This is a genomic window from Streptomyces sp. NPDC006476 (genome assembly GCF_040612015.1).
GTDB lineage: Bacteria > Actinomycetota > Actinomycetes > Streptomycetales > Streptomycetaceae > Streptomyces > Streptomyces griseorubiginosus_B.
Genome location: NZ_JBEXPK010000013.1, coordinates 1 through 18,975 on the forward strand (window position 1 = coordinate 1; position 18,975 = coordinate 18,975).

Consider the following 18,975-nt stretch of genomic DNA (forward strand, 5'->3'; position numbering starts at 1 on the left):
GTGGTGTCCCACTTCATCTCGTTCTCCGGGGTGATCATGTTGAACTCCCGGTCGAGAATCGTGGAGTACGTCGAGTCACCGAGCTTCCCGGCGGCGACGGCGGTGCCGAAGTAGCGCCCGGACTGGGCTGCCTGGGCCCCGAGGGTCGAGGCCTTGACGGTGGCGTCGGGCGCCGCGGCCGCTGTTCCGGCGGCCAGCAGTGCGGTGGCGGCCATCAGGCCGACGGCGGAAAGCCGACGCCCTCGTAAGGGGTGGAGAGGGTTCATGACGCTCCTCTGCGGTGGTGTGGGGTGCGCACGCACTTGAGCGGGACATGACATCCGAGGATCGATATGTCGAACGTCGACCGTCTTCTCGGACGTCTTTGGATGATAGGAGGCCCACAGGAAGCGTCAATGCTTCTCGCATCATTCGTCGTTCACTTCGAAACTTTCGACCCGCCCGGTGGCCCCGCCACGTGCCCCGTCGGCGGCTCGCGACACCCTGTCGCCAGGCGCCGGAAACGCTGTCACGATCTCCGTGGCGGCTCGCACCGAACCGCCACGGACGAGCGACGGAGCGCGTATGACGGCGGAGTGGGATGCGATGGCAACGGCTGGACGGGCGGCCGGGATCGAGGTGAAACCGGTCGCCGGGCACATCGGAGCCGAGATCACGGGCGTCGACCTGGCGAGTGACCTCGACGACGCCGTCGTCACCGCGATCCGGGCGGCGGTGCTGCGCTGGAAGGTCGTGTTCTTCCGCGGTCAACGGCTCGACCACGCCGCCCACGTGGCCTTCGCGCGCCGGTTCGGACAGCCCGTCGTGCTGGGCAAGCGGGGCAGCGCCTCGCCGCCCGACGTCCCCGAGGTGGAGACCACCGCCGACCGGCTGGAACTGGGCGGGAAGTTCGGCATGGAGCACGAGGAGTGGCTGCAGCGCCGGCGGCACACCCTGCTGCGCGGCTGGCACTGCGACCACGGCGCCCGCGTCGACCCACCGGCGGCGACGATCCTGCGCGCCGAGACCGTACCGCCCTACGGCGGCGACACGACCTGGTCCAACCTGGCCGCCGCCTACGCCGGACTCTCAGCGCCCGTACGGGACTTCGCCGACCGGCTGCGGGCCGAGCACCGTCTCGGCGTCGGCTACCAGCCCCGCCCCGGCGACGACAGCTACCTGCGCCATCTGCTGGACCACCAGGTCGCCTCCGAGCATCCGCTGGTGCGCGTGCACCCCGAGACGGGGGAGCGGGTGCTGTTTGTCAACGGCTACTACCTGGAACAGATCACTGGCGTCTCCCGCCCCGAGAGCCGGGCCCTGCTCGACATGCTGCTGGAACAGGCGGTACGGCCCGAATACACCGTGCGCTTCCGCTGGGAGCCGGGCAGCGTCGCCTTCTGGGACAACCGGGCCACCATCCACCTCGCACCCAGCGACAACGCCCACCTCGACTTCCCGCGCATCATGCACCGCGTGATGCTCACCGGCGACGTCCCCGTCAGCGTGGACGGCACGCCGTCCCGGCCGATCACCGGCACCGCACCCGGGCGCTGGTGAGCTCACACCGACGGCTGCCAGCCGAGCGCGGGGCCCAGCTTCGTGGCCATGTCGGTCAGGATCTGCACATAGTCCTCGTGCTCGAAGGTGAACGGCAGCGCGAACGCCACCTCGTCCACCTCGCGGAACGCCGCGTGTCCGGCCAGCCGCTCGGCGATCTCGTCCGAGGTGCCGACGAGGTCGGGTGCGAACAGCAGCCGCGCGGGGCCTTGTGGTGACGTCGTACGAGGGGTGCGCTTGGCCGCGTACTCCTCGTACCGCTTGCGCTGCTCCGGCGTCGCGGAGTCGGTCGGGATGACGACCAGGCCCTGGGAGACGCGGGCGCCTTCCCCGTCCGGGTGCCGATCGCGGAAGGCGCGGATGTGGGAGAGCTGGATCTCGGCGAAGTCGTACGGCCCCTCCGTCTCCTCCACCTTGACGACGCTGCTGGTCAAGAAGTTCATGCCGTGCTCGCCTGCCCAGCGCGCCGAGCTGAGGCTGCCGCCGCCGTACCACACACGCCGGCCCAGGCCGGGGGAGTGCGGCTGCACTCGATCGGAGAAAACCTCGAAACCTTCGACGCCGCTGACGTCGGTCACGCTCTCGCCGCGTACGAAGGCGAGCAGCCGCCGCACCCGCTCGTAGGAGAAGTCCTCCGCATCCGCGGTGTCCGGATACAGCGCCTCCTTGACCTGCTCGAAGTGCATCGGCGGACCGACGCTGACACCCGGGTTGACGCGGCCTCCGGACAGGATGTCCACCGTCGCCAGGTCCTCCGCCAGCCGCAGCGGGTTCTCCCAGCCGAGCGGAATGACCGCCGTGCCCAGTTCGATGCGGCGGGTGCGCTGCGAGGCCGCCGCCATCACGGCGACGGGGGAGGAGATGCCGTACTGCAGATGCCGGTGGCGCAGCCACGCGCTGTCGAAGCCGAGCCGCTCGCCCAGCTCGATGATCTCGAGCGTGGACTCGTGGCCCCGGCGCGGATCGGCCTCGTCGAACAGTCCGATGGTCAAGAAGCCCAGCCTGCGCAGGGGGCGAGAGGTCGGCGGCACGGGTTCCTCCGTCGTTGCTTGATGAATCAAGTAGTACGGCAGTGCCAACCGGGACGTCGCGAGAAGTGTTCCGCCCCCAGGGTCAAGATCCGGTCAGGTCAGCGCGATGACGAACTCGTCCTCGATCGGCGGCTCGATCTCCTGCGCACGGTTGCCGGTGGCGGCGAAGCACCGCACCCGCACCGCCTCCGGACTCACGTCCAGGCGCAGGAAGCTCTTGAAGAAGGGCGGGCTGTAGGTCGCCGAGCTCGGAGAGAACAGCTGCGTGTAGATCTTGCGCACCGGCAGGCGGAAGCGCGAGGTACGGTCCGGGCGGCCGCCCGCGCCGAGCAGGCTCGCCACCAGACGCACCCGCCGGGTCACCCGCACCGGTCCGCCCGGCGTACGGGTCGGCTGGATGCCCAGCCGCTCGGCGATCACCGCCATCGCCTCCGCCTCGGTGAGCGTGAAAAAGCGGCGCAGCCGCAGCCGGCGGCCGTACAGGCGGCTGTAGAAGGCCAGGGAGTCACCGCGCAGCGGATAGCAGCGGAAGTCCTTCTCCGTGACGTTCGCGATGTCGACGCGCGGGATGGTGTGCGTGGCGTGCATGAACGCGCCGCCGCCGCCCGAGACGACGTACTGGATGGTGCGGCCCTCCACCTGGACCGGATAGCGCTGGTAGTTGTGGATGTCGCCGCCTATCGCCGCCACGTAGTGATGTGCCGGGTCGCGGACGATGTCGTCGACGGTGCCGCCCCCACCCTCGATCGTGCACGGGTGGTGCTCGCCGTCCACGTACAGGGGCGAACCGGTGACCAGGATCTTCGGGCGGGGCCCTTGCGAGACCTCACGCAGCCAGGCGCCCTGCTCGGCGTCGATGGTGCCCAGCAGACCCGTGTCGATGCCTATGATGCGCAGCGGTCCGGCGTCGATCGCCCAATACGGCCCCGGCTGCACCGCCTGCTGCTCGGGTGCGGACCTCAACTGCCGTTCCTCGTCGAGGTGTTGTCCGTCGTTGGAGCGCGGCCGGTGCCACAACAGCGAACGCATCCACGCCCGCGTGAAGCGCCGCGGCGCCGCCTCACGGGGCAGGGCCGGGGCGTTGCCGCAGAACACCCGCATGAAGGCACCCAGGTCCTCGTACCAGTCGTGGTTGCCCGGCACCGCGTAGATCGGCGCCGGGTAGTCCTGGTAGGGACGGAAGAACTTGGTGCCGTAGTCGTCGGCGCTGCCGACCGGATAGATGACGTCACTGGCGATGACGGCGAAGTCCGTCCCCCGACCGATCTTCAAGAAGCCCGGAACCACGGCGTACTGGGAGTCGTCGCCCTCACCCGTGTCGCCCATCAGCATGAAGGAGAACCGCTCCGGGTCCGCACGCCGGATCACCTTGTCGGCGGGTGCCCCCGCCGCCTCCCGCTGGGCCACCCACCTGCTGCGGGTGTGCCCCGTCGGGTCCCCGAACCACGAGGCCACCACACCGTTGCGGGCGGCCCACAGCGTCCTGGGGCTCAGCCAGGAGAGCTTCTCGACCTTGGACGGCATCAGCCGCTTGTACTCACCGGGTTCCGCGACGCCCCAGCCGGCACCCGCGGCGGTATCGCGTGAGGATTCAGACACCGGTGCACCGTAACAACAGGCCAATCCCGTTGCTCAGGCGGGAGTTGAAAGATCCAGGGCACTCAGCACGCGCAGCGCCTCGTGCAGGCCACGCGGGCGCAGCGGGCCGGGAATCCGGGTCCGTTTCCAGCCCGGACCGCACAGCAGCACCCGGCTCTGCATTCGGGCACCGCGAACGCCCCAGCGGGTCTCCATGAGGTGCTGGACCAACGGCGTACTGGCCGTGGAGACCGACTGCGACCACAGGGCCACGGCCGCCGGACCCACGCGCCGCACCGCGGCGATCAGCGCGTCCGGGGCCACGGCTCCGCCCAGCATGAGGGTGGGGACCCCGCGTTCGGTCAGTGTGGAGTTCAGTGCCTCCAGCGGGAGCGTGTGCTGCTCGCCCGGAACGCAGGCCAGCACCACCGGAGACGAGTGCGCCCCCTGCTGAGCGGACGCGCCGCGCACGTACAGGTGGCGCAAGGTCGCGGAGATGTGCCAGGACAGGAGGTGCTCCACCTCGACGTAACGCTCACCGGCCGACTGCCACTTGCGTCCGACGGCCTGCAGGGCGGGAGCCAGGATCTCCTCCCACGCGACCACCAGCCCATGCGCGCTGATCGCGGCGGTGAGCTGCTGCTGGACGGCGAAGGCGTCCAGCCGGACCGCTGCGCGGGCCAGGCCCCTGCACTCCTGGCGCACGCTCCCCAACGGCAGCCCGCTGCCGGACCGGGAGGCGTACAAAGGCTCCGCCACCTGCTCGTCCACAGCTGGGAGGTGGTGCGCCGACGGGGACTGCGGGGTGCTTCTCCCGGCGTGTTCCATCGCCGTCCGGGCCGCTTCCGCCGGCGGAATGCCGGCGGCCGTCATGCGGCACATCTCCAGGAGCATGGACACGTCGGCGGGCGTCCACCGGCGATGGCTTCCCCGCGCCCTGGTCGCCGGGCCCAGCCCGTATCGGCGGTCCCAGGAGCGCAGGGTGGTGGGGCTGACCCCCAGACGCCGGGCGAGGAACCCGGTGGTCACCCCGGCATCCGAGGACGCGCCTGCGTCCGCCTCGGGCCCGTCCATGGCCACCCTGTGAACCGCCCGCCTCAGCCGGGGAAGCGGCCGTCGAGCGCAGCAGCCAGCGGCGTTCGGCGTAGACGAGGTCGTCGCGCCACAGGCGTCAGGCCGCCGCCGTCATGATCCGGCGCAGCACCGGGGCCGCCGTACGAGCCGCGGCGAAGCCGGGACGCTCCGAGCAGGCCACGACCGCTTCTACCCCCTGTTCCCCGTCGGCGGGTACGGCGACCGACCCGGGGTCAGGACGCCGGACCCGAGACTGGTGCTCGCGGGTGAGCTCGTCCGCACCGATCTGCCTGTCGCCCTGATGGAACGGGCGGCCACCAGCGGCTTCCTCGCCGCCAACGCCCTGCTGCGGGAATGGGGAGTGCGGGGTCACCCGCTGTGGACCGTGCCCAACCACGGCCGTCTCCGTCTGCGCCGTGCCGAGCACCGGAAGGCGGCATCTCGGGTGGGGCGGTCGGGCTGAGCTGTCGCCGGACGAGTGACCGGCCCGCGCACCCTTCGGACGTCACCAGTCGTCGGCGCGCGGCGGGGTCCACTGCGGTGCGGCGGGTGCGGTGCCGTACGTCTCCTGCCGGGCCCGCGCGGTCACGGCGGGACCGCCGAGCAGCGTGCCCTCGGGCCGGGGCGCGGGCGGGTCGGCCCGAGGGGGTGACGGCGACCGGTTCCACTCGCCGTCGCCCAGCACCAGCAGCGGGTCGAACATGACGACCACACCGGCCAGCAGCAGGAAGACCGCCGGTCCCAGCAGCATGGGCAGCAGCAGGGACGTGGGCGAGTCGCCCGCGAAGGTGCCGGAGCCGTGCACATGGACGCTGACCGCGGCCATCGCCGTGTAGTGCATGCCGGACACGGCCACGCCCATCACCAGGCTGGCGCCGAGGCTCGCAAGGAACCCGCGGATGGAGACCGCCGCCCACAGTGCGGCGGTCGCGGCGACGATCGCGATCAGCACCGACAGGCCGACGGTGGCGGTGTCGTACACGATGTCCCCGTTGACCTGCATGGCGGCCATGCCGAGGTAGTGCATCGCGGCGACGCCCAGGCCGGTGATCACACCCGCGACGCCCAAGGTGACCCGGTCCGCACCGCGGTAGCCGACGATGAAGACGCCGATGCCGACCACGACGATCGCCACGGCCAGACTCAGCAGTGTCAGCCCCGCGTCGTAGCGGATCCCGGTCTGTGCGACCTGGAAGCCGAGCATCGCGATGAAGTGCATCGTCCAGATCCCGCAGCCGATGGACGCGGCGCCCAGCGCCAGCCAACCGTGTTTCCAGGACTGCTGGTTGAGCAGGGAGCGGACGATGCACCGCAGTCCGAGCGCCCCTCCCAGGCAGGCCATCAGATAGGCCGCCACCGGGGTCACCGCGCCATAGCGGAACCCGTCGATCGTGCCTTGCATACGCCAACTCCCCCCAGAGCCACGGCGGTTGTGGAGCAAGGTCTACGGGCAAGCACCCCACGGAATCAAGAGCTTACCGCCGGTAATTGAATTTTTCTCAATTACCGGCGATCGACTCCGGTCATCCATGGGTGAGTTCTCGCCATGATCGACCGTTCGGGGTCAGCCCTGCTGTACGGGCACCACCACGAGTTCGGCGATGTTGACGTGCGCCGGCGCGGCGGCGGAGAAGGCGATCACCTCGGCCACGTCCTCGGCGGCCAGCGGACGCAGATCGCTGCGCATCCGGTCCAGCGCCGTCCGCATGTCGTCGTCCCCCATGTCCGCGCCGAGTTCCGTGACGGTCACACCTGGTTCGACGGTACGCACGCGAACCCCGCGAGGGCCCAGTTCGGCGCGCAGATTGCGGGTGAGGTGGGCGATCGCGGCCTTGGTGGCGCAGTACACCGACCAGTTGGGATACAGGGAGTGGCCCGCCACCGAGCCGACATGGACCAGATCCGCGGCACGCCCCTCGGCCGCGGCGCTGAGCAGACCGCCGGTGAAGACCCGCGCGGTGTGCAGCACACCGCGCAGGTTGACGTCGAGCATGCGGTCCCATTCGTCGGTCCGGGCCGCCTCGAAGGGAGCGCCGAGCATCACCCCGGCGTTGGCCACGACGAGATCCACCCGGCCCAGACCCGAGCCGACGGCCTCGGCGACGCCGTCGAGCGCCTCGACATCGGTGAGGTCGACGGCGAACGGGAGGACGGTGCCGGACGCCGTCGCCCTGAGCTCCTCGGCCAGTTCCTCGAGCCGGTCCTCGCGGCGGCCCAGGAGCGCGACATCGGCACCCCCGGCCGCCAGCCGGCGGGCGGTGGCGGCGCCGATGCCGCTGGTGGCGCCGGTGACGACGGCGACCCGACCGGTCAGAGGCGGGGCGGGGCGGTAGGTGTCGTAGGTCGCAAGCGTGGTGTCCCGGTGGGGAGATGAAGAAGTCATGCCGCTGAGCCTGGTGCCGGCCGGATCGGCGCACCAGGCCGCCGCTCCCCGCCGAGCGCCGATCCTAGGAGTACGACGGCCACCCTCCGATCTCCCTTCCCGGGGCGCGCGTGCCTAGGGTGAGGCCATGGACAGCGCGAACCCGCTCGGCGAGTATCTGCGTGCCCGGCGCGCCCTGGTGAGCCCCGAGGACAGTGGCCTGCCGATCACGGGCCGGCGCCGGGTCGCAGGGCTGCGCCGGGAAGAGGTCGCGCTGCTGGCCGGTGTCAGCTCGGACTACTACGTACGGCTGGAGCAGGGCCGCGAACGGCACCCCTCCGCCCAGGTGGTCGACGCCCTGGCCCAGGCCCTGCGCCTGGACATGGAAGCCGCCGACCACCTGCACCGCCTGGCCCACCCGGCTCCGAAACGGCCCGCGTCACGCGCACGGGCCGAGCGGGTCAGCCCGGTCCTGCTGCGGATGATGCACGACTGGCACCGCACCCCGGCCGTGGTCCTGGACCACTGCCTGACGGTTGTCGCGCACAACGCCCTCGGCAAGGCCCTCTTCGCCGGCCACACCTACAGCGAGGATCTGGTGCGGCTGGTGTTCCTGGATCCGGACGCGCGCACGTTCTATCCGGACTGGGAGCGGGTCGCCGTCAACACCGTAGGCGGACTGCGCTCTTCGGCGGGCACGGGCCACGACGACCCCCGCCTGATCCGCACGGTCGGCGAACTCTCCCTGAAGAGCGCCGAGTTCCGGCGCCTGTGGGCCCGCCACGACATCCGCCAGAAGACCCGCGAGACCAAACGCTTCCAGCATCCCCTCGTGGGTGAACTGACCCTGGACTACGAGTCCTTGACCGTCAACAGTGCCCCCGGCCAGCAACTGGTCGTCTACCAGGCCGCCCCCGGCAGCACCTCGGAACAGGCCCTCGCTCTCCTGGGAAGCCTCACGGCCGACCGGCCCGACCGCGACCAAGCCGTATCCGAGAAGTCAACTTGACCCGGGGACTCCTCTGTCCAGACACCCCTATCGGGTGGCAGGGACGCGTGACTCACGCCCCGCGTTCCACACGCTCTCGCCACGGGCGGCGATGTTGTGGGAAGCATTCCGGTCGGCGTGGGCAACGACCCCGCACCCCCGGCAGATGAAAAGTCCTTGATCGACACGGTTGCGTTTGTCGACGTGGCCGCACTGGGCGCGTGTCTGGGACGTGTAGCGGGATCGACGAAGACTAGGGGCACGCCGACCCGCTTGGCCTTGTAGACGATGAAGTCTGCGAGCTGGGCGAAGGACCAGGAGTGGAGCGCGACCCGTTGGGGCTTGCCAAGCCGTACCCTCTGCCGGATTCCCTTGAGTTCTTCCAGGTGCCGCGCCTCGCGGCGGGAGCGCTCCTTGAGCCGGCGCTTGGCGGACTTGGTGCGCTTCTTGTGGAGCTTGGCCCGCAGGGCAAGCTGCCTCTTGCGATACCGGTTCAGGGCGCGTCCGGCGGCCTGGTAGCCGGACCACCTGCTCGTGCACCACCCGCCCAAGGTCGCCATCTCGCGGTTGGTCGGCTCCCTCGAGGGCGTCTCCGCCCGCAGGCTCCGCCAGGAGTTCTCCGGCCACATCCGCACGTACCTGTGGGGCGACCACTTCTGGTCCCCGTCCTACTTCGCCGCATCCTGTGGCGGCGCACCGCCAGCGATCATCAAGGAGTACATCGAGAACCAGAAGCAACCCGACTCAGGACAACAGTGCCCACCCGTGCGGGTCACCCCTATCTTGAGAAGCGCTTCCTCCCGGGCGTGAACGCCCGGGCTTCCGCGCTAGATCATGCTGAAAGGCCGACCCCGCCTACCGCTCGCGGCGCAACGTCGCCGACAGGTGATGCCGCAACGGCTGGCCGACCGCCGCCAGGTCGTGGACGAACGCGAGGGTGTCCTCGTCGGTGAGGGTGTAGCGGCGGCGGGTGGCGTCGACCTGTTTGGCCGTAGGAGTCAGGGCCACGCTGTCGGTGGCGAGGTCGACCACATCGTCAGCCGCCCGGCCCACCGCGATCTCGGCGATCCCGGTCGGCTGGGTGATCAGCGCCTCCACCCGGCCCTCCGGCTGCAGCCGCCACCACCCGCTCTCGCGCGCCGCCGGTCGCACGGGCGCACCGTCAGCGTCGATCAGCCACGCCCGGGCCTCGTACCGCAGGAAGGGCCGACCGTCGTGGCTGAAGGTGACCTCCTGCGCGTACGAGAAGTCGGCATCGAGCGTCGGATACTCGCCCGCGCCGCGCCCGCGCCACACCCCCAGCAGACCGAGCACGGGTTGCAGCAGCTCATGCGGCTGAGGAGCGGCGTCCGGTCGTCGGCTCTCGGGATACGGGTACTCCGCTACGACGTCGAACACGGCTGCGCTCCTCGGGTTGTGCCGGTGCCGGGGCAGAGCTTAGGGCCGCCGCCCCCTGCGTCAGGCGTCGAAACGGCTGCGAGCCGCCTCGATGTGGCCGAAGTACCGGTGAGTCCAGTCGCACATGCTGTCGACCGTCGCCCGCAATCCCTGGCCGGCGTCGGTCAGGGTGTACTCGACCCGGGGCGGGACGGTGGGGTGCACCGTCCGCTCCACCAGGCCGTTGCGCTCCAGCATCCGCAGGTTCTGGGTGAGCATCTTGTGGCTGACGCCCTCGATCTCTTTGCGCAGTTCGGTGAAGCGGAGGGTGCCCTCGCCGAGCGCCTCGATGATCAGGAACGCCCACTTGTTGGCCACGTCGGAGAAGATCTCCCGCGCCAACGAGTCCGCCCGCCGCAGATCCGCCGCGTCGACCGAGCCACCGGCCTGCTTGGTTCCCATCAGATTCCCCCAGTCACTGAGCGGCACGTCCTCGAAAGACGGATCATACTCTCCTGTGGTTCCTCAGTAACCACAGGAGACCGACCGTCTCCTCTTCCGGAGAACATGCCGATCAGACCGGGGCGCATCGGCTTCGTAGAACAACTCGTGGAGGTACGCGCCTTCGGCGGCGGCACCGGACCGTGCTGGCCGGGAGCGAGTCGAGGAGCCTGCCGCAGTTCGCCGCGCAGCACCTCCGGGCTCCCGCCCGTGCCGTCATCGGCCCGTTGCAGGATCCGGGCGAGCGTGAGGCGGCCGAGTCCGGCACCGATGATCGTGACGTCAGTGGCCATTACTCCTGCCTGCCTCCCGCAAGGGCGCAGCATGCCGTTTCCCCGCCGACCGTCATCGGGCGGTTGCCCGCCCTGCCCCGGTAGGGATTTCCCGAGGGGGGAAAGGCCTGGCAGCACGATGGTCCACGGAAAGGCGCGTTGCGAAGGTCGATGTGTCCGAGCACCGCAGCGCCGCATCCGAAGGAACCTCCATGCGCAGCTCTCGTCTCGTCGCCGCTTGTCTGGCCGGCCTCGTCGTCCCCGGTCTTGGCGTGACGGCCGTCGTCCCCGCTTCGGCCGCGTCCGCCTCGCACGCCGCGCCGGCATCGGCGGGGTCGTCGAAGCCTGCGAAGGGGGTGACGCTCACGCTTCCCGCGCCGCGGGGCCGTTATGCCACCGGCGAGTCGTCCTTCCGGCTCGCCGACGGCAAGCGCGCGGACCCGTGGGTGGCCGGCCGGTCCTACCGGGAGCTGATGATCAGCGTGTTCTACCCGGCGGTGCACACGGGCGGGCGGCCCTTCACGAAACAGTTCCCGCCGGCCGTGGCAGCGGCGACCGGTGCGGCGGTCGAGGAGAGCGACATGCTGCCGGCCGGTCTGGTGGATTGGGCCGCCACGAGGACGCACTCGGTCGCGGACGCCGCCATGGCACCGGGCCGTTTCCCGGTCGTCCTGTATTCGCCCGGTGCCGGGGACCCGAGGGGCTGGAACGTGTCCCTGGTCGAGGACCTCGCCTCGCGCGGCTACGTGGTGGTCACCGTCGATCACACCGGGGAGGCCCCGGCGGTGCAGTTCCCGGACGGCCATGTGGTGGGCAACGGGCCGATGACGGCGGCCTGGGACCAGGCGTTCCGCAACGGCACGACCCTGGCGTTCTTCACGAAGCTGATGGACACGCGCATCGCCGACTCCGAACTGGTGCTGGACCGGCTGACGCGTCTGCCGAAGCGGCTGAGCGACGGCATGGACCTGAACCGGATCGGCATGTTCGGGCACTCCGCCGGCGGGTTCACGGCGGCGAACATGATGTACGGCGATCGGCGGATCAAAGCCGGCGTCAATCTGGACGGCACGCTGGAGTACACCGCCAAGCCCGACGGAACCAACCTCAGCGAGGTCGCCCTGCACGGACTGGACCGGCCGTTTCTGCTGATGGGCAACAGCTCGGCGGACGACGGGAGCGATGTGCTCCGCGAGCCGTCGTGGGCGTCGCTCTGGCGGCACCAGCGCGGCTGGAAGGCCGACGTCACGCTGGACGACTCCGTGCACGCCTCGTTCACGGACGCCAAGGCGCTGCTGCCGCAGCTGGCGGGCCGGGTCCCGGCGGCGACGCTGGACGCGGCGGTCGGGACGGTCGACGCACATCGAGCGGTGGCGGCGAACCGGGCGCTGGTGGCCTCGTTCTTCGACCGGTTCCTCAAGGGCCGTGACGACCATCTGCTGGACGGCGGTCCGTCGCCGTACCCGATCACCTTCGTGCGGTAGCGGTAGGCGTGGCACAGCGAAAGAACAGGTGAAGCACAATTCTGCCAGGGGCGGGCGCCTTGCACCCGCCCCTCACCGAGGGATAACCCTTGACGCGTTCCTTACTTGCTGACATGTCACCGACAAGTCTGTCATTCTCCCTCTCAACTACCGCACGGTAGCCGCACGTCGCCGCCGCGCGTGCCCGGTCCCGCACAGCTCGGCTCGTCCCGGACAGCAGACCCGGCTGCCCGGTCTCTCACCGGTCGCCCCACGCGGCCGCAGCAGTAGGAGAACGAGTGAGACGCATCCCCCGCAAGCGGACCGCGGTAGGAGCCCTGCTCTCCACCGCCGCCGTCCTCGCCGTCGGCATGCAGTCGGTCCCCGCGAACGCCGAGCCGGCATCCGCCCGCCCCAGCCCCCTGCGCACCGGGGGCGTCGAGGCGAAGCTGAACCCGGCGCAGCACACCGCCCTGATCAGGGCCGCGCAGCAGAACACCACCGCGACCGCCCGCACCCTCGGCCTCGGGGCCAAGGAGAAGCTGGTCGTCAAGGACGTCGTCAAGGACAACGACGGTACGCTGCACACCCGTTACGAGCGCACCTACGCCGGTCTGCCGGTCCTCGGCGGCGACCTCGTCGTGCACACCCCGCCCGCCTCCCGCGCGGCGGGCACGGTGAGTACCACGTTCAACAACAGGCACACCGTCAAGGTCGCCACCACCACGGCCGCCGTCGCCAAGTCGGCCGCCGAGGCGAAGGCCCTCGCCGGCGCCAAGGCCCTCGGCGCCAAGCAGACCAGGGCCGACAACGCGCGCAAGGTCATCTGGGCGGGCACCGGCACCCCGAGGCTCGCGTGGGAGACCGTCATCGGCGGCTTCCAGGACGACGGCACGCCCAGCAAGCTGCATGTCATCACCGACGCCACCACCGGCAAGGAGCTCCACCGCTACCAGGCGGTCGAGACAGGCACCGGCAACACCCAGTACAGCGGCACCGTCACGCTCAACACGACGCTGTCCGGGTCGACGTACCAGCTGTACGACACCACCCGCGGCGGTCACAAGACGTACAACCTCGGCAACGGCACCTCGGGCACCGGCACCCTGATGACCGACTCCGACGACGTCTGGGGCACCGGATCCGGCTCCAACACCCAGACCGCCGGCGCCGACGCCGCCTACGGCGCCCAGGAGACCTGGGACTTCTACAAGAACACCTTCGGCCGCAGCGGCATCAAGAACGACGGCAACGCCGCCTACTCCCGCGTCCACTACAGCAGCAACTACGTCAACGCCTTCTGGGACGACGACTGCTTCTGCATGACCTACGGCGACGGCTCCGGCGGCACCCACGCCCTGACCTCGCTCGACGTCGCCGGTCACGAGATGAGCCACGGCGTCACGTCGAACACCGCGGGTCTGGACTACAGCGGTGAGTCGGGCGGGTTGAACGAGGCGACCTCCGACATCTTCGGCACCGGCGTGGAGTTCTACGCCAACAACTCCTCCGACGTCGGTGACTACCTCATCGGCGAGAAGATCGACATCAACGGCGACGGCACCCCGCTGCGCTACATGGACAAGCCCAGCAAGGACGGCTCGTCGGCCGACAGTTGGTACTCGGGCGTCGGAAACCTCGACGTCCACTACTCCTCGGGCCCGGCGAACCACATGTTCTACCTGCTGTCCGAGGGCAGCGGCAGCAAGACCATCAACGGCGTCACCTACAACAGCCCCACCTCCGACGGCGTCGCCGTCGCCGGCATCGGCCGCGCCGCGGCGCTGCAGATCTGGTACAAGGCGCTGACGACGTACATGACGTCCAGCACCAACTACGCCGGAGCCCGCACCGCCGCCCTCAACGCCGCCGCCGCGCTGTACGGCACCGGCTCCACCCAGTACGCGGGCGTCGGCAACGCCTTCGCGGGCATCAACGTCGGCAGCCACATCACGGTGCCGACCAGCGGCGTCACGGTCACCAACCCCGGCAGCCAGTCCTCGACCGTCGGCACCGCGGTGAGCCTGCAGATCTCCGCGAGCAGCACCAACAGCGGCTCCCTGAGCTACGCCGCGAGCGGACTGCCCACCGGCCTGTCGATCAACAGCTCCACCGGTGTCATCTCCGGCACCCCGACGACGGCCGGCACTTACAGCACCACCGTCACGGTGACCGACTCGACCGGGGCCACCGGCACCGCCTCCTTCACCTGGACGGTCAGCTCCAGCGGTGGCGGCGGCAGTTGCACCTCGGCCCAGCTCCTGGGCAACCAGGGCTTCGAGTCGGGCAACACCACCTGGACCGCCTCCAGCGGAGTGATCACCAACTCCAGCAGCGAGAGCGCCCACGGCGGCTCGTACTACGCCTGGCTCGACGGGTACGGCTCCACCCACACCGACACGCTCTCGCAGTCGGTGACCATCCCGAGCGGCTGCAAGGCGACGCTCACCTTCTATCTGCACATCGACACCGCGGAGACCGGCAGCACGGCGTACGACAAGCTGACGGTCACCGCCGGTTCGAGCACCCTGGCGACGTACTCGAACCTCAACGCCGCCTCCGGCTACACCCAGAAGTCCTTCGACCTGTCGTCCCTTGCGGGCTCGACCGTCACCCTGAAGTTCAGCGGGATTGAGGACTCCTCGCTGCAGACCAGCTTCGTCGTCGACGACACCGCCCTGACGACCGGCTGAGCCTTCGCACCGCCATGGGCCTCACCCCGCGCGGGGTGAGGCCCGTTCGGCGTCAGTTGAAGGGATCGAGGGTCAGATACGCCTGCTGCGGACTGCCGTCCTGGACGAGCGACTCGTGGTTGCCGACGTCGTCGAAGGCGAACGCGTAGGCCTTGCCGTCGGCCATCTGCGCGTGGATCGCGCGGGCGTACTGGTTGGTCACCGCGTCCTGGTAGAAGTTCGCCGCGGAGCTGTCCGGCTGGTTGGGGTTGACCAGCAGGGTGGAGCGGTTGAAGCCCGCGCACAGGGTGCGTGAAATGGGCCCGCGCACCTGGTCGTTGGGGGCGTCGAGCAGCTTGTGGCAGCCGAAGACGCTGTCCGCGTCCGGCTTCTGGAAGCTGGTGACGACCGCGCCCGAACCGTTGGTGAAGTTCATGACGTTGCCCGAGACCCGGCCGAAGTACTTGGTGTTCGGCTGATCGGCGAACGGTGTGACGGTCAGGGTCGTCGACGCGTACTTCTGCCACACGCGGTTGATGTAGTCGTCCATCACGGACGCCGGCAGCGCACCGGACTCCAGTCCGTGCCCCGGCGCCAGCGCCCGCAGCACCGTGCCGTCGGACCGGGTCTGGATCAGCCCTGCCCAGCCGCCGGACCGGCCGCGCAGGTCGCCCAGGACCCCGTTGTATCCGCCCGGCTTGAGGTGCCCGGTGCTCACCGTGGTCCCGTCGGAGCGCTGCACGCCGACCGCGTAGGGAGCCGAGAACATGTCGACCTGTGTGCTGTTCAGCCACAGGCCGGAGTCGTTCAGGGTGTACTCGGACCAGTTGAAGAGGATGTCGTGGTTGGGGTCGGTGGGGTTCTGCACCGCGGGCTGCACCAGGCCGCCGGTGGTCAGCTTGAACACCAGCTTCTGGCCGTAGGAGAAGTAGATCCGCCCGGAGAACTGGGGGATCCGGATGGTCGTGGACCCGCCCGCGGCGGGTCCGGGGATGGACGCGTCCGGTGCGGGAGTGGGTGGGTTGCCGCCGGCCGGCCATGCGTGGAAGGTGCCGTTCGCGTCCGCCCAGCCCTGCTGGCCGGTCGAGAGCAGGGTGCCGATCGTGTAGACGTAGACCGCGTCGCTCCGGCCGGAGTTGTTGGTCAGCTTCAGGGGGATCGTGGCGGGCACGGCCGCGTCGGCGGACGACGGTGAATGGACGGCGAGGACCGCCGCGAGCAGGGCGGCCGCCGCGGCCGGGGCCAGCAGCCGGTGAGTGAGCCTTCTGGGCACGCTCCACCTCCGTGGGGGTTCATCTGTTGTGGGGGGATGACCTGAGGGGAATGGTCCGGACCATGGTGAGAGCGCTCTCAAGGTGGCACCGAGGCGCGTGCATGTCAATGAGTTGAACGGAAGACGACGAGCGGCACCCGCGGAGCGAACTCCGCGGGCGCCGCCCGTCGTTGGTGGGTGGTGGTCAGAAGGTGCGGTCGAGGAGGTCGAGGAGCGCCGCCCAGTGCCGCTCGTCACCCTCCTTGTTGTAGGCGGCCGTGTCCGCCTGGGTGTAGCCGTGGGGCGCGCCCGCGTAGACCTCGCAGCGGTGCCGTACGCCCGCCGCCGTCAGCGTCTCCTCCAGCAGCTGCTGCTGCTCGGGCGGCATGGAGGGATCCTCGTCGGCGTGGCCGAAGTACAGCTCCGCCGTGACGCGCTCGGCCTCCAGGTGCGGGCTGTCCGGGTCGTCCGTCGCCAGCCGCCCGCCGTGGAAACCGGCCGCGGCGGCGACCCGGTCCGGATGGGCTCCAACCGTGTACAGGACCAGTCGGGCGCCCATGCAGTAGCCGGTCACCGCGACCGGGCCGTCCGCCACCAGCGGGGAGTCCGCCAGCCACTGGAGGTAGGCACCCGCGTCCCGCTTGGCGCGCTCGGGGGTGTGGGCCTGCATGACCGGCATGATCTGTTCCCACATCTGCGGCCGGGTCGACGGGTCGATGAACTCCGGCAGGTCAAAGACCGGCGAACGTCCGCTCCGGTAGAAGACGTTGGGCACCAGGACCGTGTAACCGGCCTCGGCGAGCCGGTCGGCCATCGACTTCAGGTGGGGGCGGAGCCCGAAGGCGTCCATGTACATCAGGACACCGGGCCGGGCGCTGCCGTCGGCGGCGTGCGCCACATAGGCGTCGGCGACGCCGTCCTCGGTGGTGATGTCAAGGGCTGTTCCCTGTACGGAGGTCATGGGGGCTGCCTCTCTGCGCGCTCGGCGGCGACCGGATGCACGGCCCGACGGGCCGGGTGCGGTCATCGTTGCATGGGCCACTCGCCGGGCCGAAAGGGCCCCCTGCCTCGGGTGATGCTGGAGCTCACTCGAAGCGTGAGACGTCCCCGGCTCCCCGCCGCACGATCTGCGCCTCGCCGTCGGAGAAGTCGATGACCGTCGTGGGCTCGGTGCCGCAGTCGCCGGAGTCGACCACCGCGTCCAGCACATGGTCCAGGCGGTCCTTGATCTCCCAGCCCTGCGTCATCGGCTCCTCCTCGTCGGGCAGCAGCAGGGTGCTCGACAGCAGCGGCTCGCCCAGCTCGGCGAGGAGGGCGTGGGTGACGACGTGGTCGGGGATGCGGACGCCGACCGTCTTCTTCTTCGGGTGCTGCAGCATCCGCGGCACCTCGCGCGTCGCCGGCAGGATGAACGTGTAGCTGCCCGGCGTGGACGCCTTGATCGCACGGAAGACGTCGTTGTCGACGCGCACGAACTGGCCCAGCTGCGCGAAGTCCTGGCACACCAGGGTGAAGTGGTGCCGGTCGTTGAGGTGGCGGATGGTGCGGATCCGCTCGATGCCGTCACGGCTGCCGAGCCGGCAGCCCAGCGCGTAGCAGGAGTCGGTCGGGTACGCGATCAGCGCGTCCGACCGGATGCTGTCCGCGATCTGGGCGATGGTGCGCGGCTGGGGGTTGTCGGGGTGCACGTCGAAGTACTTCGCCATCCGCAGAGCTTATGCCTGCCGCACCTTGGCCACGAACGCGGCGACGTTGGCGACGGTGCGCCGCACCTTCTCCTCCAGGGTGATCGTCTCGTGCAGCCGGGCACCGGCGCCCGCGTCCTTCTTGCCGCGCACATACAGCGAACAGGCCAGGTCACTGCAGATGTAGGCGCCCACCGAGTTGCCCTGCTGCCCGGCCTTGCCCGCGCGCGGGGCGACCATCAGCGAGACGCCGCCGGAGTGCGTGGTCAGGCACATGGAGCACATGCTGCGCCGCGTCTGCCAGGACCCGGCACTCGAGCCGCGCAGGACGACGCCCCGCAACTGCCCCTCCGACTCGGCCACCAGATAGGCGCGGTCGGGTGCCTGCGGGTCGCGCCAGCCCAGGAAGTCCAGGTCCTCCCACGGCTGCTCGGCCAGCTCACGGGGGACGGACAGACGCTTGGCCTCTCCCTTGCTGCAGTTGACGAAGGCGGCACGGATCTCTTGCTCGGTCAGCGGTTTCATAAACGCGAGGCTAATTTGCCTAAAGCTATTAGGCAAACGCATAATCGCTTCAGGCAGACTGAAGGGAAGCACATGGGACGCGTGGGCCTGACCACCGAACGCCTCGTCCGCGCGGGCGCCGAACTCGCCGACGAGGCCGGCTTCGAACAGGTCACCGTCTCCGCCCTGGCCAGACGCTTCGACGTCAAGGTCGCCAGCCTGTACTCCCACGTGAAGAGCTCCCAGGACCTCAAGACCCGGATCGCCCTGTTCGCCCTGGAGGAACTCGCCGACCTGGCCGCCGACGCCCTGGCCGGACGCTCCGGCAAGGACGCCCTGACCGCCTTCGCCAACGTCTACCGCGACTACGGCCGCGAGCACCCCGGCCGGTCGGCGGCCGCCCGGCTCAGGCTCGACCCCGAGACGGCCGCCGCCAGCGCGGGCGTACGGCACGCCCAGATGACCCGCGCCCTCCTGCGCGGCTACGACCTGCCCGAACCCGAGCAGACACACGCGGTCCGGCTGCTGGGAAGCGTCTTTCACGGGTACGTGAGTCTGGAGCTCGCCGGCGGCTTCAGCCACAGCCTCCCCGACTCCGAGGAGAGCTGGGCCCGCATGCTGGACGCCCTCGACGCGCTGCTGCGCAACTGGCCGACCCGACCGACAGGAGTCTGAGC

General features: G+C 70.1%; 18 protein-coding genes and 3 pseudogenes. 7 read left to right on the forward strand and 14 right to left on the reverse strand.

All coding sequences use genetic code 11. From position 1 onward, the window contains the following. Positions 1 to 266 (reverse strand): endo-1,4-beta-xylanase (locus ABZZ74_RS16325; RefSeq protein ID WP_356765300.1); only part of this gene is annotated, 266 nt, incomplete at its 3' end. Between the two features lie 298 nt (positions 267 to 564). Here ABZZ74_RS16325 and ABZZ74_RS16330 point away from each other — a divergent pair. Next, complete coding sequence (locus ABZZ74_RS16330) at positions 565 to 1,539, forward strand: TauD/TfdA family dioxygenase (protein ID WP_356765302.1); 975 nt, start codon at positions 565 to 567, stop codon at positions 1,537 to 1,539. A gap of 2 nt (positions 1,540 to 1,541) precedes the next feature. On the opposite strand, the gene ABZZ74_RS16335 is transcribed toward ABZZ74_RS16330, so the two are convergent. The 4 genes and pseudogenes from ABZZ74_RS16335 to ABZZ74_RS16350 form a co-directional block, all read right to left on the reverse strand. Next, complete coding sequence (locus ABZZ74_RS16335) at positions 1,542 to 2,570, reverse strand: LLM class flavin-dependent oxidoreductase (RefSeq protein WP_356765304.1); 1,029 nt, start codon at positions 2,568 to 2,570, stop codon at positions 1,542 to 1,544. Between the two features lie 93 nt (positions 2,571 to 2,663). Next, positions 2,664 to 4,169 carry a metallophosphoesterase gene (locus ABZZ74_RS16340; RefSeq protein WP_356765306.1) on the reverse strand — a complete coding sequence of 502 codons (1,506 nt, stop codon included), beginning with the start codon at positions 4,167 to 4,169 and terminating at the stop codon, positions 2,664 to 2,666. A gap of 33 nt (positions 4,170 to 4,202) precedes the next feature. Next, on the reverse strand, positions 4,203 to 5,222 hold the full coding sequence (locus ABZZ74_RS16345; RefSeq protein ID WP_356765308.1) for a MerR family transcriptional regulator: 1,020 nt from the start codon (positions 5,220 to 5,222) through the stop codon (positions 4,203 to 4,205). A gap of 100 nt (positions 5,223 to 5,322) precedes the next feature. After that, a pseudogene (locus tag ABZZ74_RS16350) lies at positions 5,323 to 5,415 on the reverse strand (DUF5914 domain-containing protein); the annotation flags it as partial. Here ABZZ74_RS16350 and ABZZ74_RS16355 point away from each other — a divergent pair. Further along, positions 5,416 to 5,685, forward strand: a pseudogene (locus ABZZ74_RS16355) (FAD-dependent oxidoreductase); the annotation flags it as partial. 42 nt (positions 5,686 to 5,727) lie between these two features. Here ABZZ74_RS16355 and ABZZ74_RS16360 read toward each other — a convergent pair. Both ABZZ74_RS16360 and ABZZ74_RS16365 read right to left on the reverse strand, forming a co-directional pair. Continuing rightward, the gene (locus ABZZ74_RS16360) at positions 5,728 to 6,624 is read right to left on the reverse strand and encodes an MHYT domain-containing protein (protein ID WP_356765310.1); all 897 of its coding nucleotides are present in this window, start codon (positions 6,622 to 6,624) and stop codon (positions 5,728 to 5,730) included. Positions 6,625 to 6,786: 162 nt separating this feature from the next. Then, a complete protein-coding gene (locus tag ABZZ74_RS16365; protein WP_356765312.1) occupies positions 6,787 to 7,605 on the reverse strand; it encodes an SDR family oxidoreductase in 819 nt (272 codons plus the stop codon). Positions 7,606 to 7,732: 127 nt separating this feature from the next. On the opposite strand from ABZZ74_RS16365, the gene ABZZ74_RS16370 reads away from it, so the two are divergent. Then, positions 7,733 to 8,593: a helix-turn-helix transcriptional regulator gene (locus tag ABZZ74_RS16370; RefSeq protein WP_356765314.1), complete on the forward strand. Its 861-nt coding sequence runs from the start codon at positions 7,733 to 7,735 to the stop codon at positions 8,591 to 8,593. 27 nt (positions 8,594 to 8,620) lie between these two features. Here the strand turns inward: ABZZ74_RS16370 and ABZZ74_RS16375 are convergent. After that, a pseudogene (locus ABZZ74_RS16375) lies at positions 8,621 to 9,093 on the reverse strand (transposase); the annotation flags it as partial. 13 nt (positions 9,094 to 9,106) lie between these two features. On the opposite strand from ABZZ74_RS16375, the gene tnpA reads away from it, so the two are divergent. Next, on the forward strand, positions 9,107 to 9,382 hold the full coding sequence (gene tnpA, locus ABZZ74_RS16380; RefSeq protein WP_356765316.1) for an IS200/IS605 family transposase: 276 nt from the start codon (positions 9,107 to 9,109) through the stop codon (positions 9,380 to 9,382). Positions 9,383 to 9,427: 45 nt separating this feature from the next. Here the strand turns inward: tnpA and ABZZ74_RS16385 are convergent, their stop codons facing one another. After that, the gene (locus ABZZ74_RS16385) at positions 9,428 to 9,970 is read right to left on the reverse strand and encodes an FABP family protein (RefSeq protein WP_356765318.1); all 543 of its coding nucleotides are present in this window, start codon (positions 9,968 to 9,970) and stop codon (positions 9,428 to 9,430) included. Between the two features lie 60 nt (positions 9,971 to 10,030). Further along, the gene (locus tag ABZZ74_RS16390) at positions 10,031 to 10,411 is read right to left on the reverse strand and encodes a helix-turn-helix domain-containing protein (protein ID WP_356765320.1); all 381 of its coding nucleotides are present in this window, start codon (positions 10,409 to 10,411) and stop codon (positions 10,031 to 10,033) included. Positions 10,412 to 10,934: 523 nt separating this feature from the next. Between ABZZ74_RS16390 and ABZZ74_RS16395 the strand changes: the two genes are divergently transcribed. Next, positions 10,935 to 12,206, forward strand: a complete 1,272-nt coding sequence (locus ABZZ74_RS16395) for a hypothetical protein (protein ID WP_356765322.1) — start codon at positions 10,935 to 10,937, stop codon at positions 12,204 to 12,206. A gap of 278 nt (positions 12,207 to 12,484) precedes the next feature. After that, complete coding sequence (locus ABZZ74_RS16400; protein WP_356765324.1) at positions 12,485 to 14,878, forward strand: M4 family metallopeptidase; 2,394 nt, start codon at positions 12,485 to 12,487, stop codon at positions 14,876 to 14,878. 52 nt (positions 14,879 to 14,930) lie between these two features. Here the strand turns inward: ABZZ74_RS16400 and ABZZ74_RS16405 are convergent, their stop codons facing one another. From ABZZ74_RS16405 to ABZZ74_RS16420, 4 genes are all read right to left on the reverse strand, one after another. Beyond that, the gene (locus ABZZ74_RS16405; RefSeq protein WP_356765326.1) at positions 14,931 to 16,130 is read right to left on the reverse strand and encodes a glycoside hydrolase family 64 protein; all 1,200 of its coding nucleotides are present in this window, start codon (positions 16,128 to 16,130) and stop codon (positions 14,931 to 14,933) included. A 184-nt stretch (positions 16,131 to 16,314) separates the two neighbouring features. Beyond that, entirely contained in the window at positions 16,315 to 17,070 is a 756-nt protein-coding gene (locus tag ABZZ74_RS16410; RefSeq protein WP_356765328.1) for a dienelactone hydrolase family protein, read from the reverse strand. Positions 17,071 to 17,194: 124 nt separating this feature from the next. Continuing rightward, a complete protein-coding gene (locus tag ABZZ74_RS16415; protein ID WP_356765330.1) occupies positions 17,195 to 17,815 on the reverse strand; it encodes an L-threonylcarbamoyladenylate synthase in 621 nt (206 codons plus the stop codon). A 9-nt stretch (positions 17,816 to 17,824) separates the two neighbouring features. Continuing rightward, positions 17,825 to 18,319 (reverse strand): FBP domain-containing protein, encoded by a 495-nt coding sequence (locus tag ABZZ74_RS16420; protein ID WP_356765332.1) that lies wholly within the window; start codon positions 18,317 to 18,319, stop codon positions 17,825 to 17,827. Between the two features lie 72 nt (positions 18,320 to 18,391). On the opposite strand from ABZZ74_RS16420, the gene ABZZ74_RS16425 reads away from it, so the two are divergent. Then, complete coding sequence (locus tag ABZZ74_RS16425; RefSeq protein WP_133042574.1) at positions 18,392 to 18,973, forward strand: TetR/AcrR family transcriptional regulator; 582 nt, start codon at positions 18,392 to 18,394, stop codon at positions 18,971 to 18,973. Positions 18,974 to 18,975 lie beyond the last annotated feature (2 nt).

Bases quoted from the DNA above. Each gene is read 5' to 3' on its own strand.
- ABZZ74_RS16360 (WP_356765310.1), bottom strand. From the start codon at position 6,624: ATGCAAGGCACGATCGACGGGTTCCGCTATGGCGCGGTGACCCCGGTG.
- ABZZ74_RS16420 (WP_356765332.1), bottom strand. From the start codon at position 18,319: ATGAAACCGCTGACCGAGCAAGAGATCCGTGCCGCCTTCGTCAACTGC.
- ABZZ74_RS16330 (WP_356765302.1), top strand. From the start codon at position 565: ATGACGGCGGAGTGGGATGCGATGGCAACGGCTGGACGGGCGGCCGGG.
- ABZZ74_RS16390 (WP_356765320.1), bottom strand. From the start codon at position 10,411: ATGGGAACCAAGCAGGCCGGTGGCTCGGTCGACGCGGCGGATCTGCGG.
- ABZZ74_RS16425 (WP_133042574.1), top strand. From the start codon at position 18,392: ATGGGACGCGTGGGCCTGACCACCGAACGCCTCGTCCGCGCGGGCGCC.
- ABZZ74_RS16410 (WP_356765328.1), bottom strand. From the start codon at position 17,070: ATGACCTCCGTACAGGGAACAGCCCTTGACATCACCACCGAGGACGGC.
- ABZZ74_RS16415 (WP_356765330.1), bottom strand. From the start codon at position 17,815: ATGGCGAAGTACTTCGACGTGCACCCCGACAACCCCCAGCCGCGCACC.
- ABZZ74_RS16345 (WP_356765308.1), bottom strand. From the start codon at position 5,222: ATGGACGGGCCCGAGGCGGACGCAGGCGCGTCCTCGGATGCCGGGGTG.
- ABZZ74_RS16365 (WP_356765312.1), bottom strand. From the start codon at position 7,605: ATGACTTCTTCATCTCCCCACCGGGACACCACGCTTGCGACCTACGAC.
- ABZZ74_RS16370 (WP_356765314.1), top strand. From the start codon at position 7,733: ATGGACAGCGCGAACCCGCTCGGCGAGTATCTGCGTGCCCGGCGCGCC.
- ABZZ74_RS16395 (WP_356765322.1), top strand. From the start codon at position 10,935: ATGCGCAGCTCTCGTCTCGTCGCCGCTTGTCTGGCCGGCCTCGTCGTC.